This window comes from Kibdelosporangium banguiense, from assembly GCF_017876405.1.
GTDB classification, from domain to species: Bacteria; Actinomycetota; Actinomycetes; order Mycobacteriales; family Pseudonocardiaceae; genus Kibdelosporangium; species Kibdelosporangium banguiense.
In genome coordinates this window covers 2,482,933-2,504,202 of the sequence record NZ_JAGINW010000001.1, presented here as the reverse complement: position 1 = coordinate 2,504,202, position 21,270 = coordinate 2,482,933, and the positions used below count along the sequence as shown (strand labels likewise).

Annotated in this window: 20 protein-coding genes; 1 reads left to right on the top strand and 19 read right to left on the bottom strand. The window is 67.1% G+C overall.

Annotated features, from left to right (window positions below):
• The 11 genes from JOF56_RS11965 to JOF56_RS11915 form a co-directional block, all read right to left on the bottom strand.
• The gene (locus JOF56_RS11965) at positions 1–1,113 is read right to left on the bottom strand and encodes a glycoside hydrolase family 76 protein (RefSeq protein WP_209637243.1); all 1,113 of its coding nucleotides are present in this window, start codon (positions 1,111–1,113) and stop codon (positions 1–3) included.
• Positions 1,114–1,190: 77 nt separating this feature from the next.
• The gene (locus JOF56_RS11960; protein WP_209637241.1) at positions 1,191–1,832 is read right to left on the bottom strand and encodes a TrmH family RNA methyltransferase; all 642 of its coding nucleotides are present in this window, start codon (positions 1,830–1,832) and stop codon (positions 1,191–1,193) included.
• Positions 1,829–2,197: a DUF2784 domain-containing protein gene (locus JOF56_RS11955; protein WP_209637239.1), complete on the bottom strand. Its 369-nt coding sequence runs from the start codon at positions 2,195–2,197 to the stop codon at positions 1,829–1,831. The genes JOF56_RS11960 and JOF56_RS11955 overlap by 4 nt, the downstream gene beginning before the upstream one ends.
• A gap of 42 nt (positions 2,198–2,239) precedes the next feature.
• Positions 2,240–2,791 carry an orotate phosphoribosyltransferase gene (pyrE, locus tag JOF56_RS11950; protein WP_209637237.1) on the bottom strand — a complete coding sequence of 184 codons (552 nt, stop codon included), beginning with the start codon at positions 2,789–2,791 and terminating at the stop codon, positions 2,240–2,242.
• 323 nt (positions 2,792–3,114) lie between these two features.
• On the bottom strand, positions 3,115–3,924 hold the full coding sequence (locus JOF56_RS11945; RefSeq protein ID WP_209637235.1) for an LURP-one-related family protein: 810 nt from the start codon (positions 3,922–3,924) through the stop codon (positions 3,115–3,117).
• A 9-nt stretch (positions 3,925–3,933) separates the two neighbouring features.
• A complete protein-coding gene (locus tag JOF56_RS11940) occupies positions 3,934–4,704 on the bottom strand; it encodes an SDR family NAD(P)-dependent oxidoreductase (protein ID WP_209637233.1) in 771 nt (256 codons plus the stop codon).
• Positions 4,705–4,713: 9 nt separating this feature from the next.
• Complete coding sequence (locus JOF56_RS11935) at positions 4,714–5,403, bottom strand: TtfA family protein (protein WP_209637231.1); 690 nt, start codon at positions 5,401–5,403, stop codon at positions 4,714–4,716.
• A gap of 42 nt (positions 5,404–5,445) precedes the next feature.
• Positions 5,446–8,031: an ATP-dependent chaperone ClpB gene (gene clpB / locus JOF56_RS11930; protein ID WP_209637229.1), complete on the bottom strand. Its 2,586-nt coding sequence runs from the start codon at positions 8,029–8,031 to the stop codon at positions 5,446–5,448.
• 324 nt (positions 8,032–8,355) lie between these two features.
• Positions 8,356–8,802 carry a MarR family winged helix-turn-helix transcriptional regulator gene (locus tag JOF56_RS11925; protein WP_209637226.1) on the bottom strand — a complete coding sequence of 149 codons (447 nt, stop codon included), beginning with the start codon at positions 8,800–8,802 and terminating at the stop codon, positions 8,356–8,358.
• Between the two features lie 41 nt (positions 8,803–8,843).
• Positions 8,844–9,302 carry a MarR family winged helix-turn-helix transcriptional regulator gene (locus JOF56_RS11920; protein WP_209637224.1) on the bottom strand — a complete coding sequence of 153 codons (459 nt, stop codon included), beginning with the start codon at positions 9,300–9,302 and terminating at the stop codon, positions 8,844–8,846.
• Positions 9,299–10,072 (bottom strand): pyridoxamine 5'-phosphate oxidase family protein, encoded by a 774-nt coding sequence (locus JOF56_RS11915; protein ID WP_307855055.1) that lies wholly within the window; start codon positions 10,070–10,072, stop codon positions 9,299–9,301. Before JOF56_RS11915 ends, JOF56_RS11920 begins: the two co-directional genes overlap by 4 nt.
• Before the next feature lie 332 nt (positions 10,073–10,404).
• On the opposite strand from JOF56_RS11915, the gene JOF56_RS11910 reads away from it, so the two are divergent.
• Positions 10,405–11,508, top strand: coding sequence for a globin domain-containing protein (locus JOF56_RS11910; RefSeq protein WP_245379403.1), 1,104 nt, complete (start codon positions 10,405–10,407; stop codon positions 11,506–11,508).
• 59 nt (positions 11,509–11,567) lie between these two features.
• On the opposite strand, the gene JOF56_RS11905 is transcribed toward JOF56_RS11910, so the two are convergent.
• The 8 genes from JOF56_RS11905 to JOF56_RS11870 all read right to left on the bottom strand — a co-directional run bounded on the left by JOF56_RS11905 (position 11,568) and on the right by JOF56_RS11870 (position 21,236).
• Entirely contained in the window at positions 11,568–12,020 is a 453-nt protein-coding gene (locus JOF56_RS11905) for a heat shock protein transcriptional repressor HspR (protein ID WP_372447863.1), read from the bottom strand.
• Positions 12,020–13,186 carry a molecular chaperone DnaJ gene (gene dnaJ, locus JOF56_RS11900; protein ID WP_209637218.1) on the bottom strand — a complete coding sequence of 389 codons (1,167 nt, stop codon included), beginning with the start codon at positions 13,184–13,186 and terminating at the stop codon, positions 12,020–12,022. The genes JOF56_RS11905 and dnaJ overlap by 1 nt, the downstream gene beginning before the upstream one ends.
• Positions 13,187–13,210: 24 nt before the next feature.
• The gene (grpE, locus tag JOF56_RS11895; RefSeq protein ID WP_209637216.1) at positions 13,211–13,936 is read right to left on the bottom strand and encodes a nucleotide exchange factor GrpE; all 726 of its coding nucleotides are present in this window, start codon (positions 13,934–13,936) and stop codon (positions 13,211–13,213) included.
• On the bottom strand, positions 13,933–15,783 hold the full coding sequence (gene dnaK, locus JOF56_RS11890) for a molecular chaperone DnaK (protein WP_209637214.1): 1,851 nt from the start codon (positions 15,781–15,783) through the stop codon (positions 13,933–13,935). The genes grpE and dnaK overlap by 4 nt, the downstream gene beginning before the upstream one ends.
• 145 nt (positions 15,784–15,928) lie before the next feature.
• Positions 15,929–16,762: a DUF4097 family beta strand repeat-containing protein gene (locus JOF56_RS11885; protein ID WP_209637212.1), complete on the bottom strand. Its 834-nt coding sequence runs from the start codon at positions 16,760–16,762 to the stop codon at positions 15,929–15,931.
• 245 nt (positions 16,763–17,007) lie between these two features.
• A complete protein-coding gene (locus JOF56_RS11880) occupies positions 17,008–19,353 on the bottom strand; it encodes a glycoside hydrolase family 65 protein (protein ID WP_209637210.1) in 2,346 nt (781 codons plus the stop codon).
• Positions 19,353–20,081 carry an HAD family hydrolase gene (locus JOF56_RS11875; protein WP_209637208.1) on the bottom strand — a complete coding sequence of 243 codons (729 nt, stop codon included), beginning with the start codon at positions 20,079–20,081 and terminating at the stop codon, positions 19,353–19,355. The genes JOF56_RS11880 and JOF56_RS11875 overlap by 1 nt, the downstream gene beginning before the upstream one ends.
• 39 nt (positions 20,082–20,120) lie before the next feature.
• Positions 20,121–21,236 (bottom strand): serine hydrolase domain-containing protein, encoded by a 1,116-nt coding sequence (locus JOF56_RS11870; RefSeq protein ID WP_209637207.1) that lies wholly within the window; start codon positions 21,234–21,236, stop codon positions 20,121–20,123.
• Positions 21,237–21,270 lie beyond the last annotated feature (34 nt).

Genomic DNA, 21,270 nt, shown 5'->3' with positions numbered 1-21,270 from the left:
CTAGTGCGAACGCTCCAGCAGGGCAGCGGCCTCCAGGATCATCCAGCCACCCAGCTGGGACGCCAGCTCCCGCTCCGCAATCCGGTGCCGGGGCGAACGCGGCACGCGGGACGGGATTGTCCAATCCGGACCGAAGAGCGGGCCGCCCCGGCCCACCGCCCGGTTGCGCCAAGCGGCCGCCGCGCTCGTCAGGACCAGCCGCTCGGCGACGTGGCTGGCGGCCATGGCGGTCGCCGAAGCGCCGGTCAACGCGGGCAGCCGGAGCGCCGCCAATGCCAGGTAGCGCGCCAGAATCCCGGTGTACAGCCCGCCGTCGTCACCACCGTGACCACGTAGAACACCGTTGTTGGCCAGGTGTTCGGACACCGCGATGATCGTGCGCTCGGCGCGCTCGGCCCAGACCGGGTCGCCGGGCGCGAGCTCCAGGCATACGCCGAGGTAGACGCCTTGGATGTAGGTGTAGATCTCCTTGATCGTCTCGCGGATCTCGCCGTCGAGGTTGACGTGCAGGCCGATCCAGATCAGCCCGGTCGTCTCGTCGAGCAGGGTGTCTTCCATCCACTCCGCGATCGCGCGGGCTCGTTGCATGTCAACGCGGTCGCCGACGCGGGCGAACAGGATCGTCGCGGGACCGTTGGCCCGGATGCTCTTGAGATCCTCGTCCGCACGTGACCACAGGCCACCGCCCGCGTGGTCCGTCCACGCGCCCCGCAGGCCGCGAGCTATGTCCCCAACCGCGATCTTCACCGGCGTGTACGGCGCCGCGCGCAGCAACGCCAGGCCCAGCCAGGCCGCGTCGCCGTAATCCTCCGTGACCCACCTGCGGCCGTGCCGCAGTCGCACACTGCGCACGATGCGTGCGATGGACGTCGCCCGGGTCGCGGTCGGTTGGCGCTCCTGGGCGTCCACCAGGCAGTCGATCAGGTGCGCTTGCGCGAAGTAGTTCCACCTGCCGAACAACCTCTCGCCCCGCGTGGGTGGCCAGCCGTCGACGCCGAGCAACGTGCCTGGACGCGCCCACAATCGGCGTAGGTGCCTGGCTTGCACGCCAAGCTCCGACACCGCGGCGCGCGCCGCCCACAACCGGGCGGTCGCCACGAGCTCTCTGGCCATGAGGCCATGGTGGTATCTGAAATGGCCACGAGATACCCCTGAGCGTGGTACGTGCCCCACTTGGGGTAATTATTCAGTCACCAGGCGGAACGCAGATCGGCGTGATCACGGATCCATGAGTGCATCACGACGCCCGCCGCGACCCCCGCGTTGATCGACCGGGTGGACCCGAACTGGGCGATCGACACCACCATTCCGGCTGCCTGCTGGGCCTGTTCACTCAGGCCAGGGCCTTCTTGGCCGAACAGCAGAACGCAGTGGCGAGGAAGCTTGACAGTCTCAAGGCGGGACGCACCCGGCGTGTTGTCAACCGCCACGACGGTCAAACCCTCGGCTTTCGCGAACGCGGCCAGCGATTCCACGTCTGGGTGATGGGCCACATGTTGGTACCTGTCAGTGACCATGGCTCCCCGGCGGTTCCACCGCCTCCGGCCGACGATGTGCACCGCCTTGGCGAGGAACGCGTTCGCCGTCCGCACGACCGTACCGATGTTGTGGTCGTGCTGCAGATTCTCGATCGCGACGTGGAAATCGTGCCGCCGCGTGTCGAGATCCGCGATCACCGCCTCACGCCGCCAGTACCGGTACTTGTCGACGACGTTGCGCCGGTCACCCTCTTTGAGCAGCTCAGGGTCATACCGGTCATCCGTGGGCAACGGCCCTTCCCACGGCCCAACACCGACAGGCTCGCCGAACACCCACTCAGTCGGACCGGTCACGCTGCCACTTTGGCTTTTCTACGCCACAACACAACCGTGCCGACGTACGAGACGACAAGAAGGACCACCGCGAGAACTGCCACCACAGGCAGAAGGCTACGCGGGATCAAATCGTCGTAGATGTAGTACTCGTTGAAACCGCCCGGCAGCGACGAGAGGCCCTGCTGGTGGCGGAAGTAGTCCTCCGCGGTGGTCAGCGGGCAGGGCAGGCCGGGGACCACGTTGATCGCGACCCCCCACAACGCGAAGAAGACGTGCACAAAGATCGATTTCGGCCAGCGCCATGCCAGGAACCCACCCAACCCGATGTACAGCAGCGCGGCGAAATGAACCACAACGATCACGCCGGCCAGGAACGCAGCCACAGGGTCAGTCTGGCCTTGTGGCCGCGTCCACGGCAACTGCGCTTACAGGCTCAGGTCGTCGAGCCCCAGGAGGTGGCGGTAGGGAACGCCCTGGGCCTCGATGGCCTCCTTGGCGCCGGTCGCCCGGTCCACAACCGTGACGACCCCGACAACCTCAGCCCCAGCCTCCCGGAGAGCCTGGACCGCGGTCAGCACACTGCTACCGGTGGTGGACGTGTCCTCCACCGCCAGCACACGCTGCCCCGCAACCTCAATACCCTCGATGCGGCGCTGCATCCCATGCTCCTTCGTGGCCTTACGCACCACGAACGCATCCAGCACATCACCCTGAGCAGCGGCCGCATGCATCATCGCGCACGCCACCGGGTCAGCCCCGAGCGTCAAACCGCCCGCCGCCACGTAATCCCAGTCAGCGGTCAACTGCCGCAGCAACTTCCCGATCAACGGCGCCGCCGCATGCTGCAACGTGGCCCGCCGCAGGTCAACGTAGTAGTCAGCCTCCTTCCCGGAGGACAGCACTACCCGGCCGCGGACAACCGCCAACTCAGACACAAGACGCGCGAGTTCGGACTTGGCATTCTGATCAACGAGCACAAGACCCCACCCTAAGCCACACCGCCAAAACCCACGAAACCCCGCATTCCCCCAGGTCAACCCACCGCCACACGACGATTTCCCCGCCACCTCACAAGAACAGTCCCCCCAACCCGGGGGGCGTCCCCTGGTCCAGTCTACCGGGAAAGGGGGTTGAGCAGGGGTTTTCAAGGGGTGAACCGGGGCGAGTGGGCCGTTCGCACTGGGATTACACGGGCGGGTGAAGGCGCTTGGTGGCTGGGCGGGGGCAAGGTTCCGCGTCTGGGCGTGGGCTTGCCACGCAGTGGGTTCTTCTGCGTGGCAAGGGGTTGAGTGAGTCTGGATCAGCCGAAGCCGCGGGAGTCTTGTTTGAGGGCGGTGTCGATGGCGAGGCCGGAGGCTACGACGAGGCTGATCATGGGGTTCTGGAGTTGGCGGTGGATCTGGACGACGTAGTTGTCGGCGGTGGTGAACATGGTTTTGGCGAAGCCTTCCCATGTTTTTGTTATGCGGGCTACTTCTTGGCCGGTGTGGTCGTGGATCATGAAGTTCCAGGCGCGCCAGTTCTCTGCCCGGATTCCGCCGATCTGCTGACCGTTGGACATGAAGGCGAAATTGATCTTGCCGACCATGTTCTCCTGGACGATTTCGCCTATCTGGTGGCCGTTGCCCTGTTCGACGATGATGCGTGATTTGAAGACCTTGGCGGGCCGGGTGAGGCGCAACAGGACTTGGCCGTGCAGGTCGCGCACTTCCAGTTTGTGGGTCATGAACTGGTCGTAGCTGGACAGGAATCGCACGGCTTTCTTCAGTGCGCTCTGGCCTACCTGCGCGACTGTGGCTATCTGCTGACCACCTTGGTTGAACACGCTGTACTCGTTGGCCATCTCGATGAGCTTGACCTTCTGGTTGACCACGAGCACCGGTTCGGTGAACAGGGTTCCGCCGCCTGCCGACGGGGTCGCGCCCACGCCGGCCTGCTGGACCTGCTGCTGGACGCGGCCCGGGTCGTGCTGGCGGCCGACCTCCACTTCCCAGGGGCTGGCGTCGCTCTGTTGCTGCTGCTGGGTGTGGGCCGTCCATTGTGTACCGTCCCACCACCGCAGGACCGGGGAACCTGGACGCTCGGGATACCACCCCGGAGGCTGAGTCATGCGGGAATCCTACGTGCGTTCGCGGCTGCCACTCGATTCCAATTTGCGCATCAATCCGTGCGGCAGGAAACGGATCAGACCGACGAGGAACTTGTACTGCGGGCCCGGGACCGAACGGATCCGGTCACGCTTGAGATCGGCCAGGCAATCGGCGACCACCCGGTCTGCCTCGAGCCACATGAAGCCGGGCAAAGGGGACTTGCCGTCACCCGCGCGGGCGTGGAACTCGGTATGGGTGAAACCGGGACACAATGCCATAACCCGGACTCCGGTGTCCTTCAACGACATCGCCAGGCCTTCGGAGAACGCGGTCACCCAGGCCTTTGTGGCGCCGTAGGTCGCGCCGGTCGCCGGGAAGTAGCCGGCGATGCTGGAAACGTTGATCACGGCGCCGCGGCCACGGGTGATCATGCCGGGCACAGCCGCGTGCGTCAGCCGGAGCACGCTCGTGACGTTCACATCCAGCTGCGACTGCAGCCATTCGATGTCGGCGTCCTCGAACCGCCCGCGGGTGCCGAAACCCGCGTTGTTGACGAGCAGATCGATCGGATCGCCGTCAGAGAGCCGCTTCTCGACCTTCGACCGCCCGTCAGCCGTGGACAGGTCGGCCGGCAGCACCTCGGCCTCGACCTTGTACTTCGCACGGATCTCGGTGGCGACTTCGTGCAACCGGGTCTCGGTACGGGCGACAAGCACAATGTTGTGGCCGTCAGCCGCGAGCCGGTGCACGAACGCGGCACCGATTCCCGCGGTCGCGCCGGTGACTAGAGAAGTTGGCATGCGGCCAAGCTACTGGCCGTGACGTCCTGGCGGCAGTTGGGCGGTGCCGTCCGACGGCTCATCGTCTTCGAACGGGTCGACGACGTCAGCGACCTCGCCGAGACTGCGCAGCAGACGCTCGAGCCGCGACGGGTTGGCGTTGACGGGCGCGGCGGCCAGGACCCAGCCGTCCTCGATCCACGCGACCATCACGTCCGCGCCGACTTCCTCGGACGCGTCCACCAGATCGGGTGTGATCAGCGCTCTGGCCTTGCCAAGGTCCGACACGAACGCGTACCGCTGGCCGACCGGGCCGAGCAGTTCCGGCATGTGCTCCTGCTCGAACGGAACACTCGGCAGCCACAGCTCGACCACCACCGGGTGCTTACGCCGGCACTGCACCGCGGCGATCACGGCACTGATCCGGCCACCGTTGTCGAGGTCGTAGATGTACACGCGACGACGGCCGTCAGCGGTGAAGGTGGAACCTGCGACCACGTCACGGGCTATGCCGTCGCCGTAGTACGCGAGCGCTCCGCCTTGCCACTGCGTCGGCAGCACGTTGTCGGTCTCGGTGAACTGCCAGCCACGCAATGCGGCCCATCTACGGCGCTCGCGGTTGCGTGATGTCCGAACGGCACGGTCTCGAGCGAGCAGGGCAGCTCCACCGAGAGCCGCCAGAGCGGCCACGGCGAACCAAACCCACGCGGGGATGCCCACCAGCCAGAGACTAGCGGACACCCGCCGCCTGGCGGCGATGACTCACTCGGCCCTGCCCACAACCAGTGCCGAAGAGTCGTCCGTCACGTCCACAGTGACGCGGTCACCGTCGCGGATTTCACCCGACAGGAGCTTCCTCGCCAGCTGGTCGCCGATCGCGGAGGACACCAGGCGCCGCAAGGGACGGGCGCCGTATACCGGGTCGAATCCGTTGAGCGCCAGCCAATCGCGGGCCGACGGGGTGACGTCCAGGGTGAGCCTGCGCTGGGCGAGCCTGCGGCCGAGGCGCTCGACCTGGATGTCCACGATCGAGGTCAGCTCCTCGGTGGCGAGCTGGTGGAAGACCACCACGTCGTCCAGCCGGTTGAGGAACTCCGGCTTGAAGTGCCGCTGCACGGTGGCCAGCACGGCCTCCTTGCGCTGCTGCTCGTTCAGGTTCGCGTCGGCGATCACCTGCGAGCCCAGGTTCGAGGTCAGCACCAGGATGGTGTTGCGGAAGTCGACCGTACGGCCCTGCCCGTCGGTGAGCCGGCCGTCGTCGAGCACCTGGAGCAGCACGTCGAACACGTCCGGGTGAGCCTTTTCGACCTCGTCGAGCAGCACCACGCTGTACGGCCGCCGCCGCACGGACTCGGTCAGCTGACCGCCCTGGTCGTAGCCGACGTAGCCGGGAGGCGCGCCGACGAGCCTGGCCACCGAGTGCTTCTCGGCGTACTCGCTCATGTCGATCCGGATCATCGCGCGCTCGTCGTCGAACAGGAACTCCGCCAGCGCCTTGGCCAGCTCGGTCTTGCCGACACCGGTCGGGCCGAGGAACAGGAAAGAGCCAGTTGGCCGGTCCGGGTCCGCGACTCCGGCACGCGAACGGCGCACCGCGTCGGAAACCACGCGTACCGCCTCGGCCTGGCCGACGACCCGCCTGCCCAGCGAGTCCTCCATCCGCAGCAGCTTGGCTGTCTCGCCTTCGAGCATCCGGCCGGCCGGAATGCCGGTCCACGCGGACACGACCTCGGCGACGTCGTCCGGGCCGACTTCCTCCTTGAGCATCACCGATTCGGTTCTGGTGGACTCGGTCGCGGCCTCGAGTTCCTTCTCCAGCGCCGGGATCCGGCCGTAGCGCAGCTCAGAGGCGCGGGCCAGGTCGCCGTCGCGCTCGGCGCGGTCGGACTCGCCGCGCAGGTGCTCCAGCTCTTCCTTGAGGTTGCGGACCTTCTCGATCGAGCCCTTCTCGTTCTGCCAGCGAGCCGTGAGACCGGAGAGCGTCTCGCGCTTCTCGGCCAGCTCCGCGCGCAACGCGGCCAGCCGCTGCTTGGAGGCCGGGTCCTCTTCCTTGGCCAGCGCCATCTCCTCGATCTCGAGGCGGCGCACGGCGCGTTCGACCTCGTCGATCTCGACCGGCCGGGAGTCGATCTCCATCCGCAGCCGGGACGCGGCCTCGTCGATCAGGTCGATCGCCTTGTCCGGGAGGAACCGCGCGGTTATGTAACGGTCGGAGAGCGTCGCTGCGGCCACGAGAGCGGCGTCGGTGATACGGACACCGTGGTGCACCTCGTAGCGCTCCTTGAGGCCACGCAGGATGCCGATGGTGTCCTCGGTCGACGGCTCGCCCACGAGCACCTGCTGGAAGCGGCGCTCCAGCGCGGGGTCCTTCTCGATGTGCTCGCGGTACTCGTCGAGCGTGGTCGCGCCGACCATCCGCAGTTCGCCGCGGGCCAGCATCGGCTTGATCATGTTGCCCGCGTCCATCGCGCCCTCACCGGTCGCGCCGGCGCCCACGATGGTGTGCAGCTCGTCGATGAACGTGACGACCTGACCTGCGGAGTCGGTGATCTCCTTGAGCACGGCCTTGAGACGCTCCTCGAACTCGCCTCGGTACTTCGCACCGGCCACCATCGACCCGAGGTCGAGGGCGACAACACGCTTGCCCCGCAAGGATTCCGGCACGTCACCGGCGATGATCCGCTGCGCAAGGCCCTCGACGATGGCGGTCTTTCCCACGCCGGGCTCGCCGATCAGGACCGGGTTGTTCTTGGTGCGCCGGGACAACACCTGAACGACGCGCCGGATCTCGGAGTCACGGCCGATCACCGGGTCGAGCTCGCCCTTACGCGCACGGTCGGTCAGGTCGACGCCGTACTTCTCCAGCGCCTGGTAGTTGCCCTCAGGATCGGGGCTGGTCACCCGGGCGGAGCCACGGACCTTGACGAACGCTTCCTTCAGGGCTTCCGGGGTGGCGCCGTGCCGGCGAAGCAGTTCGCCGACCGGGCCGCGCTCGTACGCCAGGCCGTAGAGGACGTGCTCGGTGGAGACGTACTCGTCGCCCATCTCGGTCGCGAGTTTCTGGGCCTGGGAAAGGGAGCGGGCCGCCTGGGCGTTGAGATTCGGCGTGGAGACGGTCGCGCCGGTCGCCGACGGCAGCCCGGCGATGATCTTCTCCAGCTCCTTGCCGACCACCGCCGGGTCGGCGCCGACCGCGGTCAGCAGGGGCGCGGTCAGCCCGTCGCCCTGAGCCAGCAGAGCGCCGAGGATGTGCGCGGGCGACACATCCGGGTTCCCGGCGACCGTCGCTGCCTGCACCGCGGCCGACACCGCCTGCTGGGTCTTCGTGGTCGGATTGAAAGCGTCCATGCCTCACCTCAGTACGCGTGGTCATCCCCCGTGCCAGCTTTCCGCACGAGGCGTCATCATGCTCAACGTCAGAAAAGTTGAGTGTGTTCCGCTCAACTCAGCTTCACTCACATGTACCAATGGGGTTGTCCACACGAAGTGGGCACTTATCCACAAACCGCAGGTCGCTATCCACAGGAGGGTGGACAACTCGGCGAATCGTCGTATCCGACGGATGTCAGCAAGCGGCCGTCCGGGTGGACCCGCTCTCGCCGACAGTGACTGTGCCCCCAAAGTGGCTTTCGGAGCGCTGGATGCTCCCAACGCCACTTTGGGGGCAAAAAATCAGCCTGAAAGGGCGGCGCGGAGGCCGTTGTTGAGCTGGTCGAGGTAGCCGGAGGCGATCGCCACATCGGCTGCGTCCCAGTCCTGGACCGCGGCGGCGAGCATCTCGACCTGCCGTTCCCGCCACTGCTCAAGCACCTTCTCGCCCTCGGGCGTGATCCGGAGCAAGGCGACCCTCGCGTCGCCAGGTGCACGCCGACGCTCGATCAGGCCGAGTTTCTCCAGCTGGGCGGCCTGACGGCTGACCACCGAGGTGTCCACGAACCGCCGTTCGGCCAGGTCGGAGATCCGGGCTTCGCCGCCGTAGGACAGCTCTGCCAGCAGCTTGCCGGCACCGGGCTGGAGCTGGGACCTCTCCCAGTTGCGCATGGTGGCCGCGTGCTGGATCTCCATCAGGGCACGAATCTGCCGCAGCAGGCCGATGTAGTCGTCGGCAGTGGGCTTCATCGCCCCACCTCCAGCACTAGTTGCTGAGTACAACTATATCCCTACAAGTCCCGGTTGAGCTTGCCGAGCAGGGCGGAGAAGGTGGTGATCTCGTCGGTCGGCCAGCTGTCGAAGATCGCCCGCAGGCGCGACCGGCGTTCCTTGCGGACGGTTTCCAGGCGTTTGGTGCCCATCTCGGTCAGCTGGACCAGGCGGGCGCGGCCGTCGTGCGGGTCGGCGACCCGTTCGATCAGGGCGAGTTCGTCCAGGCGGGCGATCTGACGGCTGATTGTCGACTTGTCCAGGCCGGTCCGTTCGACCACGTCGGCCGCACGGACCGGCCCGATGTCGTTCAGATGCAGCAGCAAGGCGTAGCAGGCCGCGTCGAGTTCGGGGTGGACACGCGCGGCCAGCGTCAGCGAGACGCTGCGAGCCCGGCCGAACAGCACGGACAGCTCACGTTCCAACGCGTGAGTGGCTGATTCGCGCTCACCGGACGGGTTCGACTGCTCGCTTTTCACTGCCCGGAAGTCTGCACCACTTGGTGCCGTGGGCGCGGCGTGCCCTTGGCTTCGAAGTAGTCCCCGCCCTTGCGGCGCGTGTCGTCCGTGCCCCAGTCGCGGTTGCGGTCGACCGGCTGCAGGTGGGGAATGTGCTTTCGGCAGTGGATATAGGCCTCCTCGACCTCCACTACCACCCAGCGTTCCGGGGTGCGGCCACGGTCGAACTCGGCCGGGATCTCCGGGTGCGCGGCGCGCATCTCGTCGTCGTCGACGACTCTGGCCACACCGTTGACGTGCAGGCCGATCAGGTCGCGGACGAAGTCGACCATCAGGATGGCCAGGTGTGGGTTCTCGCTGATGTTGCCGAGGCTGGCGAGCACACCGTTGCCGCGGTACTCCGGATAGGCGATGTGCCGCTCGTCGAGTACCTGGATGAAGCCCGGCGGCCCCGCCCGGAAGGACGAGTCGCACTCACCCTTGGCGTCCGCGCTGGCGATGAACGCCATGTCCATCCGGCGGATGAAGGCCGCCATCGCGTCGTTGAGGTGGTCGAGTACCTGGGTGTCGTAGAACTTCTTGGCACGATCACGGCTGCCATAGGCACACTGGAGGAGATGTTCACCATGGGAACCCGGCAGACGGTCCGCCTCGTGATCGACGAGCGGGTCGTCGATCTGGGCTGCGAACGCCAGCACCGGCCGGGGCCGGGGCGGTGGTTCGGCGAGTTCCAGGTCGTCCAGCAGCTGCGCTTCGGCGATGCCGGTGGGGGTCGGGGTGGCGGAAGGCACGCGCGTAACAGTTTCATATCGGCCGCCCGGAACCCAGGCCGCCCATCGGATGTCCACCAGAAGAGGGACGTGAGCCAACATTCGGTCACACACAAGTACACGAAGGTGGCATCAAGGCGGACATCCCACGAGAATCGGGTTACTGTCCAACCCTGTCGGGGGACGGATGTATGAGAAGACCGTGACGTTCGAGCATGACGTCTGAGCCAGAGGTTGGAGTCCGTGCCCCGACCATGACCGCAAACGCACTAGTGAGCCCACTACCTCAGTCCCCCAAGTCCGTGACTGCCACGCCCAGCCGGTCCGCGGACGCCGCGTCCGGTGCGGCCGCGATGGTCCGTCTGGTCCGCGAGAGCTGGGCCTTGGTCGAGCCGCACGCGGAGGATGTCGCCAGGTTCTTCTACGGCATGCTGTTCAGCCTGTCGCCGAACGCGCGCGAGATGTTCCCGGCGAACATGGAGGTCCAGCGATCCCGCCTGCTGCGGGCACTGGTCCACTTCGTGCAACTGGTCGACCGGCCCGACGACTTGGTCCCGTTCCTGCGGCAACTGGGCCGCGACCATCGCAAGTTCGGTGTGATCAGCGCCCACTACGAGGCCGTCGGCACCGCCCTGATCCACGCCGTGAAGAAGTACGCCACCAAGTCATGGACCGACGAGACCGAACGAGCCTGGGCCGAGGCGTACACGATCATGGCCCGCGCGATGCTCGACGCGGCCAACGCCGAGGACGGGCCCGCCTGGTGGCCGGCGGCCGTGGTGGACCACCACCGGATCGGCTTCGACCTGGCCGTGGTCACCGTCCGCCCCGACTACCCGGTGCCGTATCAGCCCGGGCAGTACGTGAGCGTCGAGGTGCCGCAGCGGCCGCGGCTCTGGCGGTACCTGTCGCCCGCGAACGCACCACGCGAGGACGGCTCGATCGACTTCCACATCCGCACGGTCGACGGCGGCTGGGTCAGCCGCGCGATCGTCGGGCACACCAGACCCGGCGACGTCTGGCGGCTCGGCCCGCCGATGGGCCGGATGCGGGTGGACCGGGAGAACACCCGGGACTTAGTCATGGTCGCCGGTGGGACGGGCCTGGCCCCGATGCGGGCGATCATCGACGAGCTGTGCCAATGGGGTGAGAACCCGCGGGTGCACCTGTTCTACGGCGGCCGCGTGCTCGCTGATCTGTACGACCTGCAGAACCTGCAGCATCTCGCGGCCACCAACCCCTGGCTGACCGTGGTCCCGGTCCTGGAGTCCGAACCGGACGCGACCGGTGTCGAGCACGGCACCCTGGCCGACGTGGTCACCCGCTACGGGGCCTGGTCGGAGCGCAACGTCCTGGTCAGCGGGTCACCCGCGATGATCCGGTCCACTGTGTCCCGGATGCTGGTCGCGGGCACGCCGCTGGACCACATCACCTACGACCCGTTCACCCTGGACTGAACCAGCCCAGGGTTTCCAGGTCGAACATGAAATTTTTCGCGTTAGCCGCAAGATCGCGGCTAGAACCCGCGGCGGGGCTGGGGTTTCCAGACAACCAGCGCGGTCTGCTTGCGTACCGGGACAAGTTCGTGCCGGTAGGACGCGTGAATCGCGGCGGCGGCCTGTTCAGCGGCCGCGTAGGCCGACGCCAGCTCCTCAGTCAGCTCCTGGATGCGGGACTGCAGCGCGGTGACCTGGTTCTCCAGGGAGATGATTCGCTTGATACCCGCGAGGTTCACGCCTTCCTCCTGGGAAAGGCGTTGTACCTCACGGAGAACCGCGATGTCGCGCATGGAGTACCGGCGCCCGCCGCCGGAGGTACGGCCTGGTGAGACCAGGCCGAGCCGGTCGTAGCTGCGCAACGTCTGGGCGTGCAGCCCGGACAGCTGTGCGGCCACCGAGATCACGAAAACCGGGCTGTCCTCATTGGCTCCGGCCGGAAACGGCACACCACTGGGGAACGAGGGCATCATCAGTCGCTCCTCTGCTGTAGCAGCGCGGTCAGCTCAGGCCTGGGGTCCTGGCCCGAGGTGGCCTTCGTGTACTCCGCCAGCGCCGCCTGCGCTTGTTCGCTCAGCTTGGCAGGCACCGCGACCTGCACGGTCACGAGCAGATCGCCTGCCGTGCCCTCACGTTTGACGACACCCTTGCCACGGACGCGGAAAACCCGGCCGTTGGCCGTACCGGCCGCGACCCGCAGACTCACCTTGCCGTCCAAAGTCGGCACGGTCAGCGTGGTGCCGAGCGCCAGCTCCTGGAACGTCACCGGAACAGTGATCGTCACGTCGTTGCCGGATCTGCCGAAGACCGCGTGCGGCGTGACGTGCACGCGGACGTACAGATCGCCTGCGTGACCGCCGTTCTGGCCCGGTTCGCCCTGCTCGGCCAGCCTGATCTTCTGATCGTCCTCGACACCGGCGGGAATCCGGACGGTCAGCGTGCGGCTCTTCGTGCTGACACCGTCGCCACCGCACTCGGGGCATGGGTCGTCCACGATCCGGCCGGTGCCACGGCAGTCGCGGCACGGCTCGCTGAACGCGAACGCACCTTGGCTGCGGTTGATCAGGCCTGCGCCGTTGCATGTCGGACAGGTCCGCGGCGTCGTGCCAGGACGGGCACCCGACCCGGTACACGTGCCACATGTGGACGGGCTCGACAGTCGCAAAGGGACAGTCGCCCCCTTGACCGCTTCGAGGAAGTCGATACGGACCTCGGTGTCCACGTCAGCACCTCGGCGTGGCCGGCCGGCCGCCGAACCCTGGCCGCGCCTGCCGAACAGGCCGCCCAGGATGTCGCCGAGCCCGCTGAAGCCACCACCGGCCGCGCCCTGCTGGCCGGCGTTGCCGAAGATGTCGCTGACGTCGAAACCGCCGCTGCCACCACCGAAGCCGCGCAGACCACTGCCGAACAACCGGCGGGCCTCGTCGTACTGCTTGCGCTTCTCGGGGTCACCCAGGACGCCGTACGCCTCGGACACCGCCTTGAACCGCGTTTCGGCCTCGGCGTTGCCCGGGTTGGCGTCCGGGTGCAGCTCACGGGCCAGTTTGCGGTACGACTTCTTGATGTCCGCGTCCGTCGCGCTGGACGAGACGCCCAGCTCACGGTAGAAGTCCTTGTCGATCCAGTCCCTCGCGCTCACCGGACGTCCCCTCCCTTCGCCTTACTAGTTACGGTCCGCCGACTCGCCACCGGCGTTGCCTTCGGACGGCTCCAACCATTCGCCTTCGACCGGCTTCTGCTCGGCGCCGGGCTCGTGATCAGTCACGGCCACCAGTGCCGGGCGGAGCGTGCGCTCGCCGAACCGGTACCCGCGGCGGAGTACCGCGGTCACGGTCGGGCCCTGCACGTCCGGGGACGTGCTGTGCTGCACGGCCTCGTGCACGGCCGGGTCGAAGGCCTCGTTCTCGTGGCCGAACGCCTCGAGCCCGACGCGCTGCAGCGTGGCGGTCAGCTTGTCCGCCACAGCCTTGAACGCACCGGTCAGGTCGCCGTGCGCCGCGGCCCGCTCGACATCGTCGAGCACAGCCAGCAGCTCACCGGCCACCGAAGCCTTGGCCGACGAGACCACGGTCTCCCGGTCCCGGTCCACCCGCTTGCGGTAGTTGGCGTACTCGGCCTGCAGCCGCTGCAAGTCCGCAGTCCGCTCGTCGAGCTGGGTCTGCAAGGAGGCTTCCGGAGACGGCTCCTCGCTGACGACCTCGCCTTCGACCGGGACCTCGTCGCTGGCCGCGTGCTTGCCGCCCTCGGGAGCGCCCGCCGCGTCGACGGGCACCTCCTCGGTCACGGTCCGGACCTGCCCGGTGTCCGGGTCGATCCGGCGACGGTCACGCACCACCACGCGGGGGTCCTCAGCAGAATTGCTGTTGTCGTGCGGTACCTGGTCGGTCACTTCTTCTCGTCCTCATCGACGATCTCGGCGTCAACAACGTCGTCCTTCGGCGGAGTGCCCGCGCCACCGGCCGAGGCTCCCTCACCGGCGCCACCGGCCGCGTTGGCCGACGCGTACATCGCCGCGCCCATCGCCTGCGACTCCTGGGAGAGCTTCTCCACCGCGGCCTTGATCTTGGCGGTGTCCTCGCCCTTGAGCGCCTCGTTGGCCTCCAGGATCGCCGCGTTGACCTTCTCCTTGGCGTCGGCCGGGACCTTGTCCTCGTTGTCCTTGAGGAACTTCTCGGTCTGGTAGACCAGCGTCTCGGCCTGGTTGCGGGTCTCGGCCTCCTCGCGGCGGAGCTTGTCCTCCTCCGCGTGCGCCTCGGCGTCCTTGACCATCCGGTCGATGTCCTCCTTGGGCAGCGCCGAGCCGCCCGTGATGGTCATCGACTGCTCCTTGCCGGTGCCCAGGTCCTTCGCCGAGACGTGCACGATGCCGTTCGCATCGATGTCGAAGGTGACCTCGATCTGCGGCACGCCACGCGGGGCGGGCGGCAGCCCGGTCAGGTCGAACGTGCCGAGCTTCTTGTTGTGCGCCGCGAACTCCCGCTCACCCTGGAACACCTGGATGCCCACAGTGGTCTGGTTGTCATCGGCGGTGGAGAAGATCTCCGAGCGCTTGGTCGGGATCGTGGTGTTGCGCTCGATGAGCTTGGTGAACACGCCACCCTTGGTCTCGATGCCCAGCGACAGCGGCGTGACGTCCAGCAGCAGGACGTCCTTGACCTCGCCCTTGAGCACACCGGCCTGCAGCGCGGCACCCACGGCCACGACCTCGTCCGGGTTGACGCCCTTGTTGGGCTCCTTGCCGCCGGTCAGCTCCTTGACCAGCTCGGTCACCGCCGGCATCCGGGTGGAGCCACCGACGAGCACGATGTGGTCGATGTCGCCGAGGTTGATCCCGGCGTCCTTGATCACGTTGTGGAACGGCGCCCGGGTGCGGTCCAGCAGGTCGGAGGTGATCCGCTGGAACTCCGCACGGGTCAGCGTCTCGTCGAGGAACAGCGGGTTCTTGTCCGAGTCCACCGTGATGTACGGCAGGTTGATGTTGGCGCTGGTCGAGCTGGACAGCTCGATCTTCGCCTTCTCGGCGGCCTCGCGGATGCGCTGCAGCGCCATCTTGTCCTTGGTCAGGTCGATGCCGCTGGACTGCTTGAACTTGTCCACCAGCCAGTCGACGATGCGCTGGTCCCAGTCGTCGCCACCGAGGTGGTTGTCGCCGCTGGTCGCGCGGACCTCGACCACGCCGTCGCCGATCTCCAGCAGCGAGACGTCGAAGGTGCCGCCACCGAGGTCGAAGACCAGGATGGTCTGCTCCTTCTCGCCCTTGTCCAGGCCGTAGGCCAGGGCGGCGGCGGTCGGCTCGTTCACGATCCGCAGCACGTTCAGGCCGGCGATCTGGCCAGCCTCCTTGGTGGCCTGCCGCTGGGCGTCCTCGAAGTACGCCGGGACGGTGATCACCGCGTCGGTGATCTGCTCGCCCAGGTAGGACTCCGCGTCGCGCTTGAGCTTCTGCAGCACCCGCGCGCTGATCTCCTGCGCGGTGTAGGTCTTGCCGTCGATCGATTCGGTCTTCCAGTCGCTTCCGACGTGCCGCTTGACCGAACGGATGGTGCGGTCCACGTTGGTGACCGCCTGGTTCTTCGCCGGCTGGCCGACGAGCACCTCGCCGTTCTTGGCGAAGGCGACAATGGACGGAGTCGTCCGCGAACCCTCGGAGTTGGCGATGACCGTCGGTTCACCGCCTTCGAGAACGGCGACGACAGAGTTGGTCGTCCCCAGGTCGATGCCGACCGCTCGCGCCATGGAATCCTCCCGGTAGTGTTCTTTCCCTTGAGCGTGTGCGGCTCAAGTCTGCTACCGAGAGTCTACGCCGGTCAAATCAGACTTGAGCGAGAGCCGCTCAACCTTTCTGACAGGCCAACGAGCGGGTAAGCGGGTTTGTTCCCGCTCAGCTGTAGTCCACTGTGATGTCGCCGCTGCTCGCGTTCAGCTGCAGGACGCTGGCCGAGCTCGGGCTCGTGTCGATGTTGACGTTGCGCTCCCCGCTATTGGTCCGCGCATCGAGCTTGTAGGCATTGCCGCGCGGCACCCGGATGAGGATGTTCCCGCTGCTCGCGGTCACCTTCGCGTTCTGCGCGGACGCCATCGTGAGCTTCACGTCCCCCGACGAGCTGTCGATCGAGGCCTTGCCGCCGATCCCGGACGCGTCGACCTCACCGGAGCGCGACAGGACCGTCACGTCTCCTTTGACGTTGGACATCACCACGTCCCCCGAGCCGGCCTCGACGACCGCGGACTGCGCGAGCCCGCTCAGCTCCGCCCGGCCGGAGGACACGTTGACCGTGACCGGGCCGGGGACGTCCCTGACTCGGACGTCCCCGGACCTGGCCTCAACCCCCACCTCGGTCATCGCTGTGATCTCGACCTCTCCGGAGCCGACCTCCCCCATGACCTTGGCCCCGGCCGGCAGCGTGACGTCGTAGTCCACCGAGCAGTTGCGCCGCTTGCAGTCCTCGAGCACCAGGGTGTCTCCCTCGAACCGGAAGGTCTGCCCTGGTTTGTCGCTGACGTAGAAGACCGTCCGGTGGATGGTGGGCTGTGCCCCGGTCTTGATGCGGACCGAGCCCGACCCGGTCTCCAGCCGTACCGCCGTGACCTTCTGCTGCACACCTGTGTCGTCGCTGAACTGCGACGAAGCCGCCCGGAAGCCATCGCACCCGGAAAGCAGCAACGTCCCGGCACCGATCGCGCAGACCCCCAGCACAACACGTCGACGAGACATCCCCACTCCTGCTTTCATCAGCTCCGTTGTGACGATCCGAACCTATTGAGACCGGCTGCGCCGCGGCATCCGGGACCACCCGGAGCCGACCCGGGTAGCCGACCCTGAGTGGATCCTCAGCAAGGAAGTTACTGATCGGCGTCGTCCCGCGCCCTGGAGTTGGCATCACTTTCCCGGTGGAGGTGCCCCTACCCCCATTCGGACCAGCCCGAGGTGTGTCCCCAATGTGGCATTGGGGGCAAAACTCAGCGGGGGCGGCGGCGGGCGGGGGCGCGGCCGTGGGGCTGGTGGGGCGTGGGATTGGCCGGTGGGGCGGGGATCGGCAGGATCACGGGTTCGTTCGCCAGGGTGAACTGTTTGCCGTGGTGTGCCAGTTCCAGCGATTTGCCTGACAACAGGCGGTATGCCGCGCGTTCGGGGCGGACTTCGACACCGATCCGGCTGTCCCGGAAGGACATCCGGAAGGCGATCTTGGCAAGCTCCTCGGGCAGCCGTGGTGCGAACGTGAGTTTTCCGTTGTGGTCACGCATGCCGCCAAAGCCTGCGATACAAGCGATCCAGGCGCCTGCGAGAGAGGCGATGTGCAGTCCGTTCTGCACGTTGTCATGCAGATCGTGCAGGTCGGTCAGCGCGGCTTCGGCGAAGTAGTCGTAGGCCAGCTCAAGATGCCCGACCTCGGCTGTCATGACTGCCTGGGTACAGGCCGACAGGGACGAGTCGCGCACAGTCAGGGCCTCGTAGTAGTTGACGTCACGGGCTTTCTGCTCAGGCGTGAACTCGTCGCCGCACAGGTGCAGGGCAAGCACGAGATCTGCTTGTTTGACAACCTGTTTGCGGTACAGGTCGAAGTAGGGATAGTTCAGCAGCAACGGATAACGCTCGGCTGACGTGTGTTTGAAGTCCCAGCGGGCGTGCTGGGTGAAGCATTCCGACTGCGGATGGACGCCGAGTTCTTCGTCGTACAGCACGACCATCGCGTCGGCGGCGTCACGCCAGCGCGCGGTTTCCTCCTCGTCCACGCCGAGCTTGTGCGCTTCTTCGGAGTGCCGTTCCGCGAGCGCTGCCGCGGAGCGCAAATTCTTGCGCGCCATCAGGTTTGTGTAGACGTTGTTGTCCACGACGGCGGTGTACTCGTCCGGGCCGGTCACGCCGTCGATCCGGAAGTTGCCGTGTGTGTCGTGGTGGCCGAGGCTCATCCACAGCCGAGCGGTCTCCACCAGCAGTTCGAGTCCGCACTCGACCTCGAATTCCCGGTCCTCGGTGGCATTGAGGTAGCGGGTGACCGCGTCGGCGATGTCGGCGTTGATGTGGAACGCCGCCGTACCGGCAGGCCAGTAGCCGGAACACTCGTCGCCGTTGATGGATCGCCAGGGGAACGCGGCGCCCTTCTGGCACAACGTTTCCGCGCGGGCACGTGCTTGGTCCAAAGTGGTGTGACGCCAGCGCAGGGCGTCGCGGGCCGCGTCCGGGATCGTGTACGTCAGCACCGGCAGCACGAAGGATTCGGTGTCCCAGAAGGCATGTCCGTCATAGCCGGGCCCGGTCAGGCCCTTGGCCGGGATCGCCCGGGACTCACCGCGGGCACCGGCCTGCAGCACGTGGAACAGCGCGAACCGGACAGCCTGCTGCAACTCGGCGTCGCCTTCGATCTCGACGTCCGCAGTGTCCCAGAATTCGTCCAGGAAGGCCCGTTGCTCGGCGAGCAGACCGTCCCACCCGGTCTGCAACGCGCCGACCAGCGCGGCTTCGACCTGGGAGCGCAGCGCGGGTGACGAGCGTTGGCTGGACCAGCCGTATCCGAGATATTTGGTCAGGCTGAGTTTGCCGCCTTTGGGCACATCGGCCGCGATGGTCAGGCGCGCGAGATCGGCGCTCGCGCTGATCTCCGACCGGACACCGTCGTCGTCGAGATGCACCTCGTGGTCCATGGTCGCGGCCATCCGCAGGCCTGACTGGCGCGTGTGGTGCGCGAGCACCGCGCGGGTGCCTTCCGCCCATGCGAAGTCGCTGACCAGCGGCTGGTCGAGGGCAGCGGCGACGCGCGGATCCTCGGTGCGCGACAGGATGGGCTCGTTGGCCAGCAGATCGGACTGGACCACCAGCTGGATCTTGTCGTCCAACGGCTCCACCGTGTAGTGGATCGCGGCGATCGCGCGTTGCGTGAAGGAGACCAGCCGCTCGGTGGTGATCCGGACGCGACGGCCCGTCGGCGAGATCCATTCGGTGCGCCGGCGCAGTGTGCCGGACCGGAAGTCGAGGGTGCGCTCGTGCTGCGGGGCGCTTCCGTAACGCATGTCCAGCGGCTCGTCTTCGACCAGCAGGCGGATGATCTTGCCGTCGGTGACGTTGACGACTGTCTGGCCGTCCTCCGGGAAGCCGTAACCGGCCTCGGCGTACGGCAGCTTCCGCTGCTCGTAGAAACCGTTGAGATAGGTGCCGGGCAGGCCGCGCGGTTCGCCTTCCTCGAACGTACCGCGCAGGCCGATGTGCCCGTTGGACAGCGCGAAGGTGGACTCGGTGCGGCGCAAGGCTTCCAGGTCCAGGCCACGCCAGCGCAGCTGCCACGGCGAGATCTCGTAACTCGGGTCCATCACGGCTCCAGCAGTTCGGCGAGGTCTTCAACGACGGCGTCCGCGCCGTGCTCCCGCAGGGCATCGGCCTGGTTCGCGCGGTCCACACCGACCACGAACCCGAAGTTACCCGCACGCCCGGCCTGTACGCCGGACAACGCGTCCTCGAACACCGCGGCCTCGGCCGGTGACACGCCCAAAGCCTTGGCACCGGCCAGGAACGAGTCCGGCGCCGGCTTGCCGCGCAGCCCCTGGGAGGTGATCGTCAGGCCGTCCACCCTGGCTTCGACGAACTGGGTCAGGTCCGCTGCTTCCAGTACTGCGGCGCCGTTGGCCGACGAGGTCACCACACCGATCTTGAACCCGGCGTCCCGTGCGGCCTCGAGGTAACGCCTCGACCCGGGATACGGCCGGACGCCCTCGTTCTGAATGATCGACAGCAGCAGCTCGTTCTTCCGGTTGCCGACGCCGTTGATCGTTCCCTCGCCGGGCGGATCGTCCGGATTGCCCTCGGGCAGATGAATGCCGCGCGACTCGAGGAACGTGCGTACCCCGTCGGCGCGCGGCCGGCCATCCACATGATCCAGGTAGTCCCGATCGGTGAAGGGCCGGAAACCCGGCCCGTCCCGATGGGTGAGGAAATCGTCGAAAGTCCGTTTCCAGGCCTGCCGGTGCAACTCGGCGGTGCCGGTGAGCACTCCGTCGAGATCGAACAGCAGGGCTTTGATCGCATCCGGCAGTCCCATCACCTAAGCGAAACTACCGGCCCTGGAGGAATCCGGCTGATCTCAGCGAGTGGCCGCGTCGGCGATCCTGAGCACGATCTTGGGCTGGCCCTCGGTCGACTTGGTGGTCGCGTTCACCGAGTAGACGGCCTTTCGTGCCAGGTCACGCGTGGCGAACACACCGCTGGAGTAGCCGTAACGGCTGCCGGTCTTGCCCCACATCGTCACGCCGTTAAGCGTGATGGTCTGCAGGCCCTGGCTGTACATGGCCGGACCGCCGTTGTTGACCGTCTCGACATTCGGGACTGTGAACAGCCGGTCCATCATGGCCGGGCCAAGCAGCCTGCCACCCAACAGGGCCGTGATGAACTTGTCGAGTTCCTCAGCCGTCGAGATGATGCCGCCGGCCGCCCACGGGATCGACTGGTTCATCTCGGTCATGTCGACGAGCTTGCCGTTCACGGTGACGTAGCCGCGCGCCGCGGGGTTCGGCAACCGGGGGTCGTTGCCGGGGTAGTAGGTGTGGCACAGGCCCAGCGGGTCTGTGATGCGCTCACGCACAGCCCTCGCGTACGAGTGTCCGGTCACCTTCTCGACGAGCAGGCCGGCCACGATGTAGCTGGTGTTGCTGTACTTCTGCGCGCTGCCGGGCGTGAACTCGTGCGGGTGCTTGGTGGCGGTGGCCAGCACCTGACTGGGGCTCCAACTGTCGAACCGGTGGTCGGACACCCACTGTGGGTCGGCCATTTCCGGGATGTCGATGTGCGGCAGGCCGGAGGTGTGGTCCAGCAGCGTGTACACCGGGATCGGCGGGTAGTCCGCGGGCAGCACGCCCGGCAGGTAGCGCTGGACCGGCTGGTTGAGGTCGATCTTGCGCTCCTGGGCCAGTCGCAGGACCAGCACGGCGGTGAAGACCTTGGTGACACTGCCGATCCGGAACGAGCCGTTCGGGTTCACCGGCGCGTTCGTGGTGATGTCGGAGACGCCTGACACACCGCTCCACTGGCCACCGGAGCCAGTGATCCGGACGAGTGCACCTGTGGTGTCCGGGCTGGGTAAACCGGAGATCGCGGCTTTCAGGGCGTCCTCGTTGACCGGCGGCACAGTCGCGGCGTTCGCAGGGATCGCGGTCAGGGCAACAGCGGCCGCGGTCATCGTCGCGATGATGGTTTTCCTCATGCCGCAAAGCTTTTCGGTTTCCAGGCCGCACGCC

What these genes read in the sequence shown, in the direction of transcription:
- dnaK (WP_209637214.1), bottom strand. Translation starts at nt 15,783, where the DNA reads ATGGCGCGAGCGGTCGGCATCGACCTGGGGACGACCAACTCTGTCGTC.
- JOF56_RS11905 (WP_372447863.1), bottom strand. Translation starts at nt 12,020, where the DNA reads ATGATGCCCTCGTTCCCCAGTGGTGTGCCGTTTCCGGCCGGAGCCAAT.
- JOF56_RS11885 (WP_209637212.1), bottom strand. Translation starts at nt 16,762, where the DNA reads ATGTCTCGTCGACGTGTTGTGCTGGGGGTCTGCGCGATCGGTGCCGGG.
- JOF56_RS11870 (WP_209637207.1), bottom strand. Translation starts at nt 21,236, where the DNA reads ATGAGGAAAACCATCATCGCGACGATGACCGCGGCCGCTGTTGCCCTG.
- JOF56_RS11925 (WP_209637226.1), bottom strand. Translation starts at nt 8,802, where the DNA reads ATGAAGCCCACTGCCGACGACTACATCGGCCTGCTGCGGCAGATTCGT.
- JOF56_RS11965 (WP_209637243.1), bottom strand. Translation starts at nt 1,113, where the DNA reads ATGGCCAGAGAGCTCGTGGCGACCGCCCGGTTGTGGGCGGCGCGCGCC.
- JOF56_RS11940 (WP_209637233.1), bottom strand. Translation starts at nt 4,704, where the DNA reads ATGCCAACTTCTCTAGTCACCGGCGCGACCGCGGGAATCGGTGCCGCG.
- clpB (WP_209637229.1), bottom strand. Translation starts at nt 8,031, where the DNA reads ATGGACGCTTTCAATCCGACCACGAAGACCCAGCAGGCGGTGTCGGCC.
- JOF56_RS11945 (WP_209637235.1), bottom strand. Translation starts at nt 3,924, where the DNA reads ATGACTCAGCCTCCGGGGTGGTATCCCGAGCGTCCAGGTTCCCCGGTC.
- JOF56_RS11880 (WP_209637210.1), bottom strand. Translation starts at nt 19,353, where the DNA reads ATGGACCCGAGTTACGAGATCTCGCCGTGGCAGCTGCGCTGGCGTGGC.
- JOF56_RS11910 (WP_245379403.1), top strand. Translation starts at nt 10,405, where the DNA reads ATGGTCCGTCTGGTCCGCGAGAGCTGGGCCTTGGTCGAGCCGCACGCG.